Annotated in this window: 16 protein-coding genes; 11 read left to right on the forward strand and 5 right to left on the reverse strand. The window is 42.1% G+C overall.

Translation table 11 applies throughout. The features are described 5' to 3' along the window. Positions 1-98 precede the first annotated feature (98 nt). The 11 genes from BGK61_RS13985 to BGK61_RS14035 all read left to right on the forward strand — a co-directional run bounded on the left by BGK61_RS13985 (position 99) and on the right by BGK61_RS14035 (position 11,915). Complete coding sequence (locus BGK61_RS13985; protein WP_076011758.1) at positions 99-554, forward strand: FAD synthase family protein; 456 nt, start codon at positions 99-101, stop codon at positions 552-554. 46 nt (positions 555-600) lie between these two features. Beyond that, positions 601-1,305 (forward strand): pseudaminic acid cytidylyltransferase, encoded by a 705-nt coding sequence (gene pseF, locus BGK61_RS13990; protein WP_076011757.1) that lies wholly within the window; start codon positions 601-603, stop codon positions 1,303-1,305. Next, entirely contained in the window at positions 1,302-2,384 is a 1,083-nt protein-coding gene (gene pseG, locus BGK61_RS13995; protein WP_076011756.1) for a UDP-2,4-diacetamido-2,4,6-trideoxy-beta-L-altropyranose hydrolase, read from the forward strand. Before pseF ends, pseG begins: the two co-directional genes overlap by 4 nt. A gap of 2 nt (positions 2,385-2,386) precedes the next feature. Further along, complete coding sequence (gene pseI / locus BGK61_RS14000; RefSeq protein WP_076011755.1) at positions 2,387-3,436, forward strand: pseudaminic acid synthase; 1,050 nt, start codon at positions 2,387-2,389, stop codon at positions 3,434-3,436. Position 3,437: 1 nt separating this feature from the next. Beyond that, positions 3,438-4,346, forward strand: coding sequence for a LicD family protein (locus BGK61_RS14005; RefSeq protein ID WP_076011754.1), 909 nt, complete (start codon positions 3,438-3,440; stop codon positions 4,344-4,346). A gap of 27 nt (positions 4,347-4,373) precedes the next feature. Continuing rightward, positions 4,374-5,324, forward strand: a complete 951-nt coding sequence (locus tag BGK61_RS14010) for an ATP-grasp domain-containing protein (RefSeq protein WP_076011753.1) — start codon at positions 4,374-4,376, stop codon at positions 5,322-5,324. Next, positions 5,321-5,977 carry an HAD family hydrolase gene (locus BGK61_RS14015; RefSeq protein ID WP_076011752.1) on the forward strand — a complete coding sequence of 219 codons (657 nt, stop codon included), beginning with the start codon at positions 5,321-5,323 and terminating at the stop codon, positions 5,975-5,977. Before BGK61_RS14010 ends, BGK61_RS14015 begins: the two co-directional genes overlap by 4 nt. 211 nt (positions 5,978-6,188) lie before the next feature. Continuing rightward, positions 6,189-7,187 carry a UDP-N-acetylglucosamine 4,6-dehydratase (inverting) gene (gene pseB, locus BGK61_RS14020; protein WP_076011762.1) on the forward strand — a complete coding sequence of 333 codons (999 nt, stop codon included), beginning with the start codon at positions 6,189-6,191 and terminating at the stop codon, positions 7,185-7,187. Beyond that, positions 7,187-8,353, forward strand: a complete 1,167-nt coding sequence (gene pseC / locus BGK61_RS14025; RefSeq protein ID WP_076011751.1) for a UDP-4-amino-4,6-dideoxy-N-acetyl-beta-L-altrosamine transaminase — start codon at positions 7,187-7,189, stop codon at positions 8,351-8,353. The genes pseB and pseC overlap by 1 nt, the downstream gene beginning before the upstream one ends. A gap of 122 nt (positions 8,354-8,475) precedes the next feature. Further along, positions 8,476-10,632: a polysaccharide pyruvyl transferase family protein gene (locus BGK61_RS14030; protein ID WP_076011750.1), complete on the forward strand. Its 2,157-nt coding sequence runs from the start codon at positions 8,476-8,478 to the stop codon at positions 10,630-10,632. Further along, on the forward strand, positions 10,632-11,915 hold the full coding sequence (locus tag BGK61_RS14035) for a glycosyltransferase (protein WP_076011749.1): 1,284 nt from the start codon (positions 10,632-10,634) through the stop codon (positions 11,913-11,915). The genes BGK61_RS14030 and BGK61_RS14035 overlap by 1 nt, the downstream gene beginning before the upstream one ends. Here the strand turns inward: BGK61_RS14035 and BGK61_RS14040 are convergent. The 5 genes from BGK61_RS14040 to BGK61_RS14060 all read right to left on the reverse strand — a co-directional run bounded on the left by BGK61_RS14040 (position 11,912) and on the right by BGK61_RS14060 (position 16,571). After that, positions 11,912-12,280 (reverse strand): phytanoyl-CoA dioxygenase family protein, encoded by a 369-nt coding sequence (locus tag BGK61_RS14040; protein WP_076011748.1) that lies wholly within the window; start codon positions 12,278-12,280, stop codon positions 11,912-11,914. The two genes, BGK61_RS14035 and BGK61_RS14040, sit on opposite strands and share 4 nt — an antisense overlap. A 383-nt stretch (positions 12,281-12,663) precedes the next feature. Continuing rightward, on the reverse strand, positions 12,664-13,440 hold the full coding sequence (locus BGK61_RS14045; RefSeq protein ID WP_083648682.1) for a sulfotransferase domain-containing protein: 777 nt from the start codon (positions 13,438-13,440) through the stop codon (positions 12,664-12,666). 4 nt (positions 13,441-13,444) lie between these two features. Beyond that, positions 13,445-14,413 (reverse strand): GDP-L-fucose synthase family protein, encoded by a 969-nt coding sequence (locus tag BGK61_RS14050; protein ID WP_076011746.1) that lies wholly within the window; start codon positions 14,411-14,413, stop codon positions 13,445-13,447. Between the two features lie 2 nt (positions 14,414-14,415). Further along, positions 14,416-15,543, reverse strand: coding sequence for a GDP-mannose 4,6-dehydratase (gene gmd, locus BGK61_RS14055; RefSeq protein WP_076011745.1), 1,128 nt, complete (start codon positions 15,541-15,543; stop codon positions 14,416-14,418). Beyond that, positions 15,543-16,571 (reverse strand): glycosyltransferase family 2 protein, encoded by a 1,029-nt coding sequence (locus BGK61_RS14060; RefSeq protein ID WP_076011744.1) that lies wholly within the window; start codon positions 16,569-16,571, stop codon positions 15,543-15,545. Before BGK61_RS14060 ends, gmd begins: the two co-directional genes overlap by 1 nt. Positions 16,572-16,584 lie beyond the last annotated feature (13 nt).

Genomic DNA, 16,584 nt, shown 5'->3' on the forward strand with positions numbered 1-16,584 from the left:
GTCGATACCTTTACGAACAAATCTATACGCTCATGGAATAGTTTGACTTGCCGATAAGTTATGGGTGTACAATTTGTTTATTTTCAGAGATTAATGCTATGACTACTGTGGTGACGTACGGCACCTTCGACCTTTTCCATATAGGGCATGTAAGGCTTTTAAAGCGATTACACAGCTTAGGCGATAGGCTAGTGGTTGGCTTGTCCTCTGATGAATTCAATACGGTAAAAGGTAAAAACGTAGTCATACCTTATGGAGACAGAAAGGAAATTTTGCTCTCCTGCCGTTATGTCGATGACGTCTTTCAAGAAAACTGTTGGGAACAGAAACGAGAAGACCTTGAGCGAGAAGGCGCTGACATATTCGCGATGGGTGATGACTGGATTGGAAAGTTCGATGACCTGCAAGATATCGTTAAAGTTGTGTATCTTCCGCGCACACAAGATGTCTCTACAACTGAACTAAAAACCGTTATCAGCGAAATTCAAAACGAAAAAATTCGCCAATTACAAAGTCTAACAGAGCATTTAAATGCGTTGATGCAGCGGCTTTGAGCTCGCTGTCAGATTCGAGCTAGCCTTTTTTGAACGGAAAAAGTAAATGAACGTGGCCATAATCCCCGCAAGGGGCGGAAGCAAACGCATTCCTAAAAAAAATATAAAACCGTTTTGCGGTAAACCTATGGTTGCCCATGCAATAGAAAATGCGTTGGCAAGCCCCTATGTAGACAAAGTAGTGGTTTCAACAGATGATGAATCTATTGCGAACGTAGCAAGAGATTATGGTGCTGAGGTGCCATTCATTAGACCTGCAGAATTGGCAGATGATTACACAGGCACTAGTCCTGTGGTTCGCCATGCACTGAGCACTCTGTTAGAAAAAGGCTGGGATATAAATTATTGCGCCTGTGTATATGCAACATCGCCTCTTCTGACCACATCTTTAATTAATTCTTGTTATGAAATGCTAATCAACGCTGACAATACAGACTACGTATTTACAGCGGCAAGATTCTCATTTCCAATTCAACGGGCGATATTACAAACCGAAAATGGCGGCGTAAAACCTTTTGACGAGTTTGGCATTACTCAGCGCTCACAGGATTTACCACCAGCCTTCCATGATGCAGGACAGTTGTATTGGGGCCATCACAAAACCTGGCTTGATACTACCAAACGCATTTTCGGTGCCAACTCGAAAATGGTAGTAATGCCAGACCACTTAGTGCAAGACATTGATACACCTGAAGATTGGGTTAGAGCTGAACTGCTTTACAAGCTTGTGCAGAGCGAAAGCGTAAAGTGAGGATTGTTTTTAGGGTCGATGGTACGGCGCAAATAGGACTCGGCCACGTTATGCGTTGCTTAACCTTGGCCACACAATTACTTCCCTCACACAATGTAACATTCCTTTGTTGTGCGTTGCCTTCAACTCTACAACAACAGATACAGCGTGCTGGAATTACAACATTGACCACGCCCTCGCTTCATAAAGGCGAACGGGAAGGTAATGCTTCGGCAGTCTTAAATGAAGCAGAGCAAGCCTCTCATGCTGCTCACTGTATAGCGCTTCTTGATGATATGAACGATGAGCCTATCGACATGCTTATAGTCGACCACTATCAGCTATCAGCTTCGTTTAGCAAAGTAATGCGCAGTCGCTGCAAACATATTGTTGTCATTGACGATTTAGCAAACCGCCAACACGACTGTGACGTGATTTTGGACCAAAATCTCTTTGAGGACTTTGAATTCCGATACGATCTTCTTGTCCCTCCTCATTGCCAAAAACTTTTAGGACCTGAGTTCGCTATTTTGAGAAATGAGTTTTACCGCTCACCACCAATGCCTAGAAATGACAATCATATTCTAGTCTGCTTTGGCGGCAGCGACCCTGGGAATATAACAGAGCGAGTCGTTGATGTTTTGATTGAATTAAAGTCTTTAACTTTTACAGCCGATATTGTTGTCGGAGCGGCTTATTCCGGCGTTAGTGCGCTTAAAGCAAAAGTTGAACGCCTACCTAACGCGAAGCTTCATGTCGCTTGCGGTCACATATCCGAGCTTATGAAAGCCGCCAATACAATGATTGGCGCTGGAGGTTCGATGCACTGGGAGCGCGCGGCATCGGGCGTAGCGGGCATAATTATCACATTGGCTGATAATCAAGTTGAAACAACGCGGTGCCTGCACGAACGGCACTGCTGTTTGTGGCTAGGAGCATGTGACGAGGTCACAAATGAAGATATTAGCAAGGCCGTTGAATTTGCGATAAATTCGCCGCAAGAATTGCGTAAACTAGCAAACAACGCGGTATCTTTGGTGAGCGCAAACAAAAATCCATCTTTTGTAATGGATACTATATTGAACATTGTTACGAGGTAGTCATGAAACCAATCACAATCGGTGATATTCAAATTGGTCCGGGTCTCGCTCCCTTTATCATCGCAGAAATGTCTGGAAATCATGGACAATCATTAGAAAAAGCCTACCGACTTATTGATGCAGCTGCAGAAGCTGGCGCACATGCCATAAAATTGCAAACCTATACGCCAGACACGATCACTTTGGATTGTCACGAAGGCGAATTTTTTATTGAAGACCCAAATAGTCTTTGGAAAGGAAACTCTTTATATAACCTCTATAAAGAGGCGATGACGCCTTGGGAATGGCATAAGGAGCTATTCGACTATGCCAAAGAGAAAGGCCTATTGGCATTTAGCACGCCCTTCGATTTAACTGCTGTCGACTTCCTAGAAACATTGAATCCTCCTTGTTACAAGGTTGCGTCTTTTGAAAATACTGACCACGCTATCCTAGCGGCTGTAGCAAAGACAGGGAAACCCGTTATTGTCTCTACAGGCATGGCTAGCCAGGCAGAAATAGCCGAGTCTGTTGAAGTACTCCGCTCCAATGGGTGTGATGACATCATATTACTTAAGTGCACCAGTAATTACCCAGCAAACCCGGTAGACGCCAACTTAAAGACAATTCCTCATTTGAGCGAACTTTTCGACTGTCACGTTGGACTTTCCGACCATACACCGGGGGTGGGGGTAGCTGTCGCTGCGGTGGCACTTGGCGCAACAGTCATTGAAAAGCATTTTGTTTTAGACAGAAACGGCGGAGAGGTTGACGCAGAGTTTTCTCTTGAACCCCATGAAATTAAGCTGCTTGTCGAGGAAACGGCGCGGGCAGCGGTAGCAATTGGCAAGGTGAGTTATGGCGCCACTGAGCGAGAAAAGGCCTCGTTGGTACACCGACGCTCTTTATACATTGCCAAAGATATGAAAGCCGGCGATACATTAAATGCGGAAAATTTACGCTCTGTTCGTCCAGGACTTGGACTGCCTCCCAAATACCTTCCCCTTTTGCTTGGGAAGCAAATCAAGCGCGACGCTCCAAAAGGTACCCCTATGAGTTGGGAGCTACTGTGAGATGAGAGCCATTCTGTTTGGTGCAAGTAAGGCCGGAGAAAACTACGTTTCTAATCACCCAGATATAGAAGTCGTGGCATTCACGGATAACGATAGTGCGAAACACGGAACTCGTTTTATGGGTTATCCCATCATTGCACCCGCAGATATCAATACTCACGATGTCGACAGCATAATTATCACCAGTCAGTGGGTTGATCAAATCTATTCCCAGCTTACCAAAGAAATGGGTATTAATGAGTCGAATATCATTGTACCGAGTAAGCAGTCGGTAAAAGCTGCCTTGCCTTTCGAAGACAATGAAACGTTAGCCTTTGCCCAGTCTGTAATGCGTACGCTAAATCGATACTTCGTTTCCCACAACATTTCAGCGTGTCTAGATTCTGGAACTTTATTAGGTGCTGTGAGAAATAAAGGGCTCATACCTTGGGATGACGATATAGATTTAGCTGTAGATAAAGACAATTACGAAAGGTTACAGGCATCGCTACCTGAGCTTTATAAATTATTAAACACAAACTATGACGTAAAATGGAATATCGTCATTATCACGGTCAACAACATAGACTGTTGCATCAACCTAGAGTTTAGTAATTTATCACACACCCAATTAGTTCCTTTTGATATAAGTATACAGCGCAGAGAGTCGATAAATGGTTTATCTGAACTCTTGTCCTCGGGGGGGCTGTTTTTTGCCCCCGCTACACATTTCGACAGTTACGAGCCAATCGAGTTTTTAGGTGAAACCTTTCTTGCCCCATTCGATGCAGAAGGCTTTCTCACTTTTATGTACGGACATTGGCAAACGCCCAAAAAGACGACACAAATTACGGAATACGAAAATAGAAGAGCATCGATGTCAGCACCTAGAACAGGTATAAGCGTGCAAAAACGCACGCTTTGTGAATGAGCGTGATAGTTAAGGTGTCAAATTAACGTGAACGTATTACTTTCAAGTGCCAGCAATAAAGTTCCACTATTAAAAGCGCTTCAATGCGCTGTTAAGCGTATCGATAACAAAGGCATAGTTACGGCGGGAGATTTAAGTAGCCAAGTACTCACACGACACTTTTGCGATGTTTTTTGGCAAATGCCACCCACAAAACAAGAAAACGCAGATGAGATTATTGCCCAGCTCAAGCATCGAAGCATTACTCATGTTCTCCCAAGTAGAGACGGCGAACTACTTTTTTGGGCAAGGCTGAAAAACGATCTAAAAAGCGCTAACATTCACGTACTTATTTCTAATGAAAGTGCAATTGAGCTTTGTTTAGATAAATTAAGATTCGGCCAATGCAGTATTCCTTTTATCATCCCTTCATTCGAGAGTATTGAAGAGGTGAAAACGGTTGTTCAGGACACTCAGCCATTGCATTATGTGGTCAAAGAACGTTTTGGTGCGGGTAGTAAAGCAGTTGGCCTTAATCTAAATGAAAACGACGCAGTCCAGCACGCTAAAGGTCTGTCCTCCCCTATTTTTCAATTATTCAAAGCAGGTCAAGAAATTAGCGTAGACGCTTGGCTAACAAAAGATCATTTGGTTAAAGCGGCCGTGTGCCGTGTGCGAGACTTAGTTGTTAATGGTGAATCCCAAATTACTTATACTTTACCGAATTGCCCTTTTACAGCACAGGTGACACAGACACTTTCCAACCTAACGCTGTCTGGCCCCGTTGTATTACAGGGCATCATAAGTGATGGAGCACTTCACATCATTGAATGTAATTCACGATTTGGAGGCGCTTCAACGTTAGGTATCAAGGCGGGTGTTGATAGTCTTTATTGGAGCTTGTGCGAGAGTATAGGTGTGGATATCGATTCGTTGCCCGTAGATCTCGCATCTCATAAAATAACGCAGATTAGAGCTGCTACCGACTATTACCTATGATTTATATCTTCGACCTAGATGATACCCTTTATGATGAGCGCCAATACGTAGAGTCTGGCCTTGCAGCGGTTGCCTCATTTGTGGAAAAAACCTGGAACGTTGATAAGCGAAGTGGCTTTCAAGAATTAGTTACTCTGCTTGAACGAAATGGTCGTGGCCGAATTTTCAATGATTACTTAGCTAACCATGGCATAGCAGTCAATAAGAAAAATGTACGTGCATGCGTTTCAGCATATCGCTTACACCAGCCCACTTTGACTTTGCCCGACAATCACCTAACGTTGCTAGAACGTTTGCCAAAGCCGCTTTATCTCGTAACTGACGGAAATAAAGTAGTACAAAGTAAGAAAGTGGAAGCACTCAACATAGCGCACTACTTCAAGCGCGTGTTTGTCACTCACCGCTTTGGAGTGCAACATGCTAAACCTTCTACTTACTGCTTTGAAAAGATTAAACAAGCTGAACAATGTCAGTGGCACGAAATGGTTTACATTGGTGACAACCCAGCAAAAGACTTCGTTAATTTAAATAAACTTGGAATGCCGACTGTTAGGGTGCTAACTGGGGTTCATAAAAACGCACTTGCCAAACCAGGTTTTGATGCAAAGTTTACTATACAAAACCTGAATGAACTTCCAGCCCTCGGTCTTTGAACTTTATTAGGCGGCATCCCAGCATATTTAATAAAATAAAATCAATGCTTAACCTACCTGCTGATAAACAACAAGTTCTACCTAAACACGAAGAAATCTGCACCTTTAGGACTAATAATCCTCACCTAAGCGCATAGATTCTAAAGCTTTATGGCAAAAATGCCGACACATGATATATTGTGTTTATAACCATAAAAACAGCGAGCAAGCTATGTTCGATGGAAAATCGATTCTCATAACAGGTGGAACGGGTTCATTTGGCCATAAGTACACTGAGACTCTGTTAGCGAGATACAAACCAAAGCGCTTAATCATCTACTCACGTGACGAACTCAAACAGTTCGAAATGCAGCAAAAATTTCACGCGCCGTGCATGAGATATTTTATTGGCGATGTTCGTGATAGAGAACGTCTTAATCGCGCCATGCAAGGTGTTGACTTTGTAATACACGCAGCGGCGATGAAGCAAGTCCCTGCCGCTGAGTACAACCCTACCGAATGTATTCGTACAAATATCGATGGTGCCGAAAATGTAATTAACGCCGCCATTGATAATAACGTTGAAAAAGTTATTGCGTTGTCTACAGACAAAGCCGCCAACCCGGTTAATTTATACGGTGCTACCAAATTAGCTTCAGATAAATTGTTCGTTGCAGCCAATAATATTGTTGGCGCTGGTGCATCTCGATTTTCTGTGGTGCGTTACGGCAATGTGGTTGGCTCTCGTGGTTCTGTTGTACCCTTTTTCAATAAGTTGATAGCGGAAAACAGCGATCATATTCCTGTTACGCACAAAGACATGACCCGATTTTGGATTACTCTTCAACAGGGCGTCGACTTTGTACTTAAAAACTTTGAGCGCATGTTAGGTGGTGAGATTTTCGTACCGAAAATCCCATCAATTCGAATTACTGACCTCGCGACTGCAATGGCACCGGATATTCCAATCAAATATGTAGGAATTCGTCCAGGTGAAAAGCTGCATGAAATGATGTGCCCTGGCGACATGTCTCTGCACACATTTGAATTCGATGATCACTTTGTAATTGCCCCAGCTATTAAGTTTTTCCACCGAAGTAATAACTTTACTAGCAATGCACTTAGCGAACAGGGAAAACTGGTAGAGTCGGGTTTCGAGTACGTTTCAGACACTAACGAACATTTCCTTAGTATTGAAGAAATAAAGAAGTTCAATGAGGAAGCTCAATAGTGATTCCTTATGGGCGACAACACCTAGATGAAGATGATGTAAAAGCCGTTGTCGAAACCTTAACATCAAATTGGTTAACGCAAGGCCCGGCTATTCCTAAATTTGAAACTGCTCTTGCTGCTTATTGTGGCGCTAATTTCGGGATTGCAGTTAATAGCGCTACGTCTGCTCTACACATTGCTTGCCTTGCACTAGGTGTGAGTGAAGGCGATAGAGTATGGACATCTCCGAACTCATTTGTTGCTTCGTCAAACTGCGCGCTCTACTGTGGTGCCAAGGTCGATTTCGTAGATATTGACCTTCACACCGGCAACATGTGCGTTGATGCTTTACGAAAGAAGCTTGTCCTAGCTGAGTCCATAAACGCCTTACCAAAGGTGGTTATTCCCGTTCATTTTGCTGGTCAGCCCTGCGATATGAAAGAAATTCGTGCACTTTCAAAGCAATATGGCTTCTTTGTTATTGAAGATGCATCTCATGCAGTAGGCGCAAAATACCAAGAGAAGTTTGTAGGCAGCTGCCAATTCTCAGATATTTGTGTGTTTAGTTTCCACCCGGTAAAGATTATTACCACTATGGAGGGGGGAATGGCACTTACAAATAACAGTGAATGGGCTGAAAAGATGCGTATGTTGCGCAGCCACGGCATAACCAATAATCCAGAGAAGATGACTGAGGACAGTCATGGTCCTTGGTATTATCAACAGATAGCATTGGGCTTTAATTACCGTATGACTGACGTAGAAGCTGCGCTTGGTTTAAGCCAGCTAAAAAAATTGCCGGGCTTTTTAGAAAAGCGGAATACATTAGCTGCTCATTATGATGAACGTTTTGCATCGAAAGAAAACATCTCACCACTTAAGCAATCTAATAATAGATATAGCAGCTATCATCTCTACGTTGTACGTGCTTCTGGACTAACTCGCAAAGAACACGCCTTTGTCGTCGAGCAGCTTCGCGATAAAGGCGTTTTTGCACATCTTCATTATATCCCGATTCACTGCCAGCCCTATTACAAGAATCTGGGCTTCAATCTAGGTGATTTTCCTAATGCGGAGCGTTATTACGAACAGGCAATAACACTCCCCCTTTTTCCCGAGTTAACTCGTGAGCAGATTGACCTTATTGTAGATACGCTCTCTCGCATCCTAGATAGCTTAAATTAACGGTTGCTCTGGCGTCTTTTTTCCATCCATGTAACGTTCAACATCTAAGTTAAGTTTTTTCGTTCAGAGCCGATAGAATCAAAGATGTTTTAATAAAAGTCCAACCTTCGAATTACCGATATATGTTAAAGAAAAAAGATATTCGTCACATCTACGATAGCTACTCGCAACTAAGAAAAATGAAGCGGGTGAATGAGCTTCGACCAGATAGTAAGCCGAAGGCCCTAAATCTAAATATTATTGATAGCTGCAATTCCAAATGCACAATGTGTAATATTTGGAAGAATGAAGAAAGCGTAGACATTACTCCTGAAGAACTCGGCTTAATTTTATCTGACCCCTTGTACAGTGAACTACAGCATGTAGGTGTAACTGGCGGTGAGCCAACTCTTCGTGAGGACTTACCCGATATTTATAGAACCATTATCGATACATTACCCTCCCTAAAAGGCGTAAGCATGATAACCAATGCTATTGAAGAGAGAGATGTAAAAAATCGAATTACGGCTATTTATGATATTTGTAAAAGCAGAAATATGAGCTTTTCTGTCATGGTTTCTATAGATGGCGTAGGGAGCGCTCACGACAGGGTTCGTGGAATAAAAAATAACTTCTCGTCCGCTATCGCTATTTTCGAATTTTGCCGAACCACATTAGGGATTCCGACTACGTTCGGGTGCACTATTTCTAAACAGAATGTGTGGGAAGTTGATGACTTCCTCTATTATGCTAAAAAGCACGACATGTATGGAAGGTTTCGTGTTGCCGAGTTTATCAACCGCCTATACAACGGTGATAGAGATAAGGTAATACGCAATTTCGATGAAGATGAAACCTATAACCTCTTATTATTTTTTGAGAAATTAAAAAGACAATACGAGCCTGGTTCCACGATCAAACGAACATATCGCAGTATTCAAAACATGCTACAAGGCGGCGAACGCTTGATAGGTTGTCCCTATCATAACGATGGTGTTGTTTTAGGTTCTAAAGGACAGGTCAATTACTGCGCGCCTAAAGGTAACGATATTGGCAACGCATTAGAAACCTCTTCGCAAGTTTTGTACAAAAACAACTTTGCGCAAAAAGAGGCTATCGCAGAACGCGACTGTAAAAACTGCATTCATGACTATCACGCAGGCATTACCTATGCAGAAAAACAAACGCAGCTTACCGAATTAACTCATCACAGGCTTCTGGATATTGACAATATTCACCTGATTAAATGGTTAGCGAAAACATTAAAAACCCCACACAAAAGCAAGCCCTACCAAGTATTTATATTTGGCTGGTATGGCACCGAGACCGTGGGAGACAAAGCAATATTGGGCGGAATCGTAGATGAATATACGAAATTGCACGGCGACAATATTGAGTTCGTTTTGGGAAGCTTATATCCATTTGTAACCAAAAGAACATGCAAAGAACTCAAAATCAACGCTAAGGTTGTTTCTACAAAATCCCTTGATGTATTGCGATATTCGAAAAGTGCCGACGAAGTTGTTATGGGTGGCGGCCCCCTCATGGATCTACACGAACTTTATATTCCTTTGCTAGGATTTAAGGTAGCCAAAGACAATGGAAAGAAAACCGTAGTTTATGGCTGTGGCCTTGGCCCACTACATGAAGATAAGTATGAAAAAGCAGTAAAACAAATACTGGCGTTATCATCTGATATTAAACTGAGAGATAGAAAAAGCGTAGCCACTGCCAACGCATGGGGATTTGAAAAGGCCTCTCTTTCAGGCGATTTCGCGAAACCTTACATAGAACGCCATTTTCTTAAGCAGTCAATAAAATCCAACACGCCATTTATTGCCTGCTTCTTACGCGAATGGACTTACGAGTACTCTCGTGAATTGACATTAGAAGAATTTGAGGTTCATAAAAAAGCGTTTGAAGCCGGTATAGCTCGGTTAATCAAGGAAAAAGTAAAGGAGCTGGGCGTAAATACAGTATTACTCGATCATATGCATAATTTTGATGTAGGTTATGACGATAGAGATTTCAGTCGTTACTTTATTGATACTTATTTCGCGGACGAACCTGACATCGATATCTCCTTTAATAAACGTTTATCAACTGTAGCGAGTGTTGTCCACACGATGCAAAGTGCGTCATTTAACATTTGCATGCGATTCCACTCAGTCTTGTTTGCGCATACGTTAGAAACCGATTTTTGTGCCATTGATTACACTAAGGGCGGTAAAATTACCAATTACCTTACTGACAACGACGAACTTAAGCGTATGTATTCGCCCCAAGAGCTTGCTCGCTAATGAAGGTTTTACTTGTTAATACGTATGATAGAGGCGGAGCAGCGAACGCGTGTATCAGATTACATCTAGCATTAATCGATGCCGGGCATACTAGCCACTTTCTAACGCTAAATAAGACTAGGGACGATATCCCTTTCCATTTCGATTACAAATCGTTCACTGGTTTGGAGGCTGGAAATATCCTGAATCGTGTTTCCCATATTACTGTAAATGGCGTACACGAATATAAGACTCAAGATATCAAAGATATTTGCACTGCAGCGTCTGAATATACCGATGTATTCTCTTCAATTTATAGCGATTTCAGAATTGAAAATGCGCCGCAGATTAGTGAGTATGACGTGGTAAATCTTCATTGGACTTCTCGGTTCTTGAACTGGCCAACCTTTTTCGCCTCTAAAAGTATAAAGCGGGTCATTTGGTCATTACATGACATGGCACCATTTACAGGTGGATATCATTATGGTGACGGGTTTGAAGGATATAAAACTGATGACAGTAATCCACATTTTTTAAGACAAACCAGTGACCCTGACTTTGCTAAAAAACTATTGCTCTCGAAACAAGCCATTTTACGGAGCAGCGATATCCCAATTGCCGTAATTTCATTGTCGAATTGGTTACACGAATGCGCGGCATCTAGCACGCTTTTCAAACATTACCCGATAAAGCGGATTGCCAATAGTGTCGATACAGAAACGTACCGCTATATGGACAAGCGAGAATCCAGAAAACATTTAGGACTACCTGAGGATAAAGACATCGTCCTTTTTGTAAGTGACAGTGTTAGTAATAAAAGAAAGGGTTTTCACTTGCTTGAAAAAGCAATCATTAAAGCGAATAACAGTCGAATCATGTTGTGCAGTGTGGGAAAAAATTTAAACAGCAGCCTCCCTGAAGTTCATGATTTTTCCGAGGTTCATGATGAACATAAGCTTGCGCTAATCTACAGCGCAGCTGATGTATTTGTGTTACCAGCTTTAGAAGATAACTTACCTAATGTTGTTATTGAATCGATATGTTGCGGCACTCCTGTGGTGGGTTTTAATATTGGAGGCATGCCAGATATGATTGAGGATGGGGTAAACGGGAGGCTTGCAAAAGATATCAGTGCAGAAGGGTTGCTAGCATCGCTTAACGACGTGCTGAATAACGGCGTGTCAAAAACATCTGGGCAAATATCACAACACGCGCGAAACACTTACTCTCAATCTCGTCAGGCAGAGATGTTTAACCTATACCTCAATGATTTAAGAAGCAACACATCTTACCGCAAACCTTAGTTTCTAGGTAAAGGCACGGCAGTGTAAAAATCTTCTGACTCAGTATGTATCATGATCATCGAGCCTCGCGGCAATGCATCGTCATCAAGTGCTTTATAGACAAACCGCAATGCTCGACGCGGTAAATCAGAGCTATTTTGAGAAGAGCTATGTATCAAATAATTGCTAAACAATACGATGTCTCCAGGCTCAGTCTCAACAAAAACTTGATTACTCTCCTCATTTTTATCTAACACTATACGGTCGTGATGCGTTGCACCTTCAACGTGAAACCATTTTCTAAATCCACGCTTATGAGAGCCAGGAATAACCTGTAAACATCCATTTTTTTGCGTGGCGGAATCAAGAGAAACCCACGCTAACACTTTCTCGGTTTCATTAGGTCGATTAAGAAAATCTTAGTGCCATGGCACCTCATTGTCTTTGTCTGCTGGCTTATAAAGATGGGAGTTAACATACAGGTAAACGCTCCTATTAAAGTAGCTTTTCAAGAATGCCGTGACTCCAGGCACTTCAGCCGCTTTTCTAGCTTCTGGAAAACGCTGATAAACGTCGTAAAGCACGCCACTATCAGTGCGATGAGTGAGGTACCATAGATTAGTAATATCTCTTGAAGACTGAGCTGAAATAACCTCTACGGCACGAGACAGTGTGTTACCTATCTCTTGACAGACAGTTAGTGAAATTTGCCGTTTTAAGACAGCAAAACCATCTCGTTTAAATTGATTGATTAATTAATTGGGGGATATCAATATCGCTCATAGCGTGCCTTCAATATTGCTGAACTACGGTCCCAAATATGTGTAGCTTGTTCTGGAGACATTTTGTCTTTCCATTGCGCTATCGACGCATTGCGAACAAACGTGAAATCTTCGTCAAAATTCACAGAATGATTTGGTCTGGAATTCTCTTTTTCAGCCGCTTTTAATTTGTCAGGTTGTGAAAATAGAAGTGCTTTCTGAAGTAGTTCTCTTTGTATGTTAATTCCTAGGTCATCAAATACTTTGAGAAAACTAGCTAAGGGGGCTTTCATAAGCGTTTCATAATCGAAAACCCAAGAAGCTTTGCTATACCAGCTTTCTATGTGCTTGTTGTAGGCATCAATACCAAAAGTATTATTTTCAACAAACTCGTCAAATGTACCTTCAAACCTGCCTTTTTTTCGCTTACTCGCATAGTAGTAAAACGAAATCATTGTATCTCTGGGATCTCTTAAAATATAGAGTACTTTGGGTTGAGCATATAGCGGATTATCTTCAGCAAGTTGGTGAGTTTTCACTAGTCTCGGTAAGGGGTCTCCTTTCCAGCAAAACTCGACAAGATTATCTTTAAGACACTCCGGCATTATTTGCCCAAGATTGTAAAAATCAACAGGTTCCGAGTTTTTGTTGAGTAAATGAACAATATTGGCAAAAACAAAGCGTGTAAATGTAGAACCTGTCTTAGGAAACGAAACGATAAGAACATCTTCACTAGATAAGCCCGCCAACCGGTTCTCAGGGGGAATGGTCATCGTATGTCTCATTGCTCTAAACCCTACAAGTGTTGCTATTTTCTTGAAACCATTTCCAAGTGCTGGTTAAGCCATCGCGAAGTGAAATACTAGGTTTCCAATTGATTAGGGATTGAGCCAATGAAACATCCAGCCGTTTAACCGGCGTTCCTTCCGGCTTACTCGTGTCGAAAACAAGTTTCCCCTTAAATTCGGTTATATCGCAAAGTAGTTCAGCCAACTCTCGAATAGAACAGTCTGTACCTGTCCCCATATTTATGTGCGAACTCATTGGTGGAATTACCGTATTAAACGCAGCATTGGGAAGGTTTGCTATCTCGATAGAGCCTCGAGCCAAATCAGAAACATGTAAAAACTCCCTTCTAGCCCTACCACTACCCCATATGCTTACCGACGAAGCGTTATTTTGCTTCGCCTGAGCGAATTTATTGATGAGCGCTGGAATAACGTGACTGCCGTTAAGCTCGAAGTTGTCATGAGGACCATACAAATTTGTAGGCATCACGCTTCGGTAATCTCTATCGTATTGCCTGTTAAAGCTTTCGCAAAGCTTGATACCTGCTATTTTGGCAATGGCATAAGGCTCATTCGTTGGCTCAAGAGCGCCTGAAAGAAGCGACGACTCTTTAATAGGTTGCTCCGCAAATTTTGGGTAAATACAGCTTGAACCCAAAAATAACAGTTTATTAATATCACTTTCGTGTGCCGCACTAATCACGTTTGCACTTATCATCAAGTTCTCGTAGATGAAACTCGCTGGCAATGTGTTGTTGGCGTTTATTCCCCCCACTTTTGCGGCAGCCAGATACACCTCGTCAACGCGATGACTTTTGAAAAACTGCTTTACTGCAAACTGATTTGTAAGGTCAAGTTGATCACGACTTGCTGTCACTATTTCAATATTGCTATTTTTAGATAGCTCACTGACTAGAGCACGCCCCACCATTCCATTGTGACCCGCTACGTAAATGCGTTTAGTCGACATAATCAGCTTTCCCCACTAATAGGGAGTTCAAACCCATTCGCTTTTAAAAATGCTAATCTACGTGCCTCTTCAGCATCTGACGCTACCATTTCTTCGCACATTTCTTTCGCTGATATTGTAGGCTCCCAGTTCAAGGTTTCCTTTGCCTTGGTAGGATCACCTAACAAGGAGTCAACTTCGGCGGGCCTAAAATACTTTTTATCTACCCTGACTATTACATCTCCTACATTCAGCGCTGGTGACTGTGCTTTATCGACAGAAATTACCGTAGCAATTTCGTGAACACCTGAACCAGAAAACTTGAGGTCAACGCCCAGCGCTTTTGCCGACCATTGAACAAATTGTCGAACTGAGTATTGCTCCCCAGTTGCTACAACAAAATCTTCAGGTTTATCTTGTTGCAACATTAGCCACTGCATATAAACGTAATCTTTGGCGTGCCCCCAATCTCTGAGCGCATCTAAATTTCCTAAATGTAAACAACTCTCTAGGCCCTGAGAAATGTTGGCCAATCCACGCGTAATTTTTCTTGTTACAAAGGTCTCACCGCGGCGAGGTGATTCATGGTTAAATAAAATCCCATTACACGCATATAGACCATATGCTTCTCTATAATTAACTGTTATCCAATACGCATACAATTTGGCCACGGCGTAAGGTGAGCGCGGATGAAAGGGCGTGGTTTCTCTTTGCGGCGTCTCTGCAACTTTGCCATAAAGCTCTGAAGTAGAGGCCTGATAGAATTTAGTTTTGTCTTTTAAACCTAGCAACCTAATAGCCTCTAGAAGCCGTAAGGTTCCCATAGCGTCGACGTCTGCAGTATATTCAGGCGAATCAAAACTCACCGCGACATGGCTCTGCGCTCCTAAATTGTAAATCTCATCAGGTTGGATCATTTGCACTAATTTAATAATGTTGGAGCTATCGGTTAAGTCGCCATAATGCAATATGAAGTTCCTATTCGATTCGAAGGGATCTTGATAGATATGATCTACACGCTGCGTATTAAATGATGACGCTCTTCGCTTAATCCCGTGAACCTCATATCCCTTCTCTAACAGGAGTTCGGCTAAATAGGAACCATCTTGACCGGTGATACCTGTTATTAAAGCCTTCTTTTTTTCAGGCATTACATATCTCTCCAACTTATCACTTTCGTTCCTTCGAGCTTATCCCTCAGCACTTCACTAATATCAAGTTCATGCTCGCCTTCCACACCATTTATCACCATGGATAAAGCTAAATCACGCGCTTCCTCTATGGATTTTACTGGAACGTCCATTATCTCTTTTATACTATCTCGTGTGGATTGCAGAAAACATGTAACGTAGGCGCCATTTTGTCTGAGCGTATTTGCAATTAATATCGACAATTGTCGTGTACCAAATACTCCAACCTTCATTCCACTATAACTTGCCAAAGGCTTCTCTTGATTGAGAACCTTTTCAAGAAGCAATTTTAAATCAATAACATTCTTATCGAGCTGAACTTCCTTGCTTGAGTTCGTTTCTCCAAGTAATTGAGCAACAGCATCAGCTTCTCTTTTTAGTAGCAACCTACTGGCGCTGCTAGAACTTGCGCCTCCTTGGCGAAAATTAGCGGAAATCGCATTGATATAGGTTCCGTGATACCGTGCGATCGCAGTTTTCATGAAGAAACTGTCAGCATATAACTTAAAACATTCGCTAAAAGGGCCTATCTTGTTGAATAACGAGGATTTGCAGAAAAATCCCTGATGACAGGTATTTGAACGATTCGATATTTCTGAGTTAGCAAACCATACCTCCCCAGATTCCTCATCGAAACATCTGACTTTTGTTACCGCATAATCAATATCTTCATGTCCAAAAGCATCGAGAATGGTTTCAATAACCCTCGCTTCATAAAGCGAATCGTCAGCGCCGAGAAAATAAATTATGTCGCCTGACGCTAATTCAACCCCACGATTAAATGCATGATAAATACCTCTATCTGGCGCCGAAAAGACCTTAGCGACGTGTGGGTACTTACAAATAGTGGACAATGTTTTGTCAGTAGAGCCGCCATCAATAATTATATGTTCAATTTTGTCTATTGCGGTTTGCTCGGCAACACTGCTAAGACACTCTTCTATTAAGTGAGCACAATTGTAGGTTGCCGTTATTATGGATATTTTCATTTCATTCTACGTT

Origin of the sequence: Alteromonas abrolhosensis (assembly GCF_001953635.1) — a bacterium.
Taxonomy (GTDB): domain Bacteria; phylum Pseudomonadota; class Gammaproteobacteria; order Enterobacterales; family Alteromonadaceae; genus Alteromonas; species Alteromonas abrolhosensis.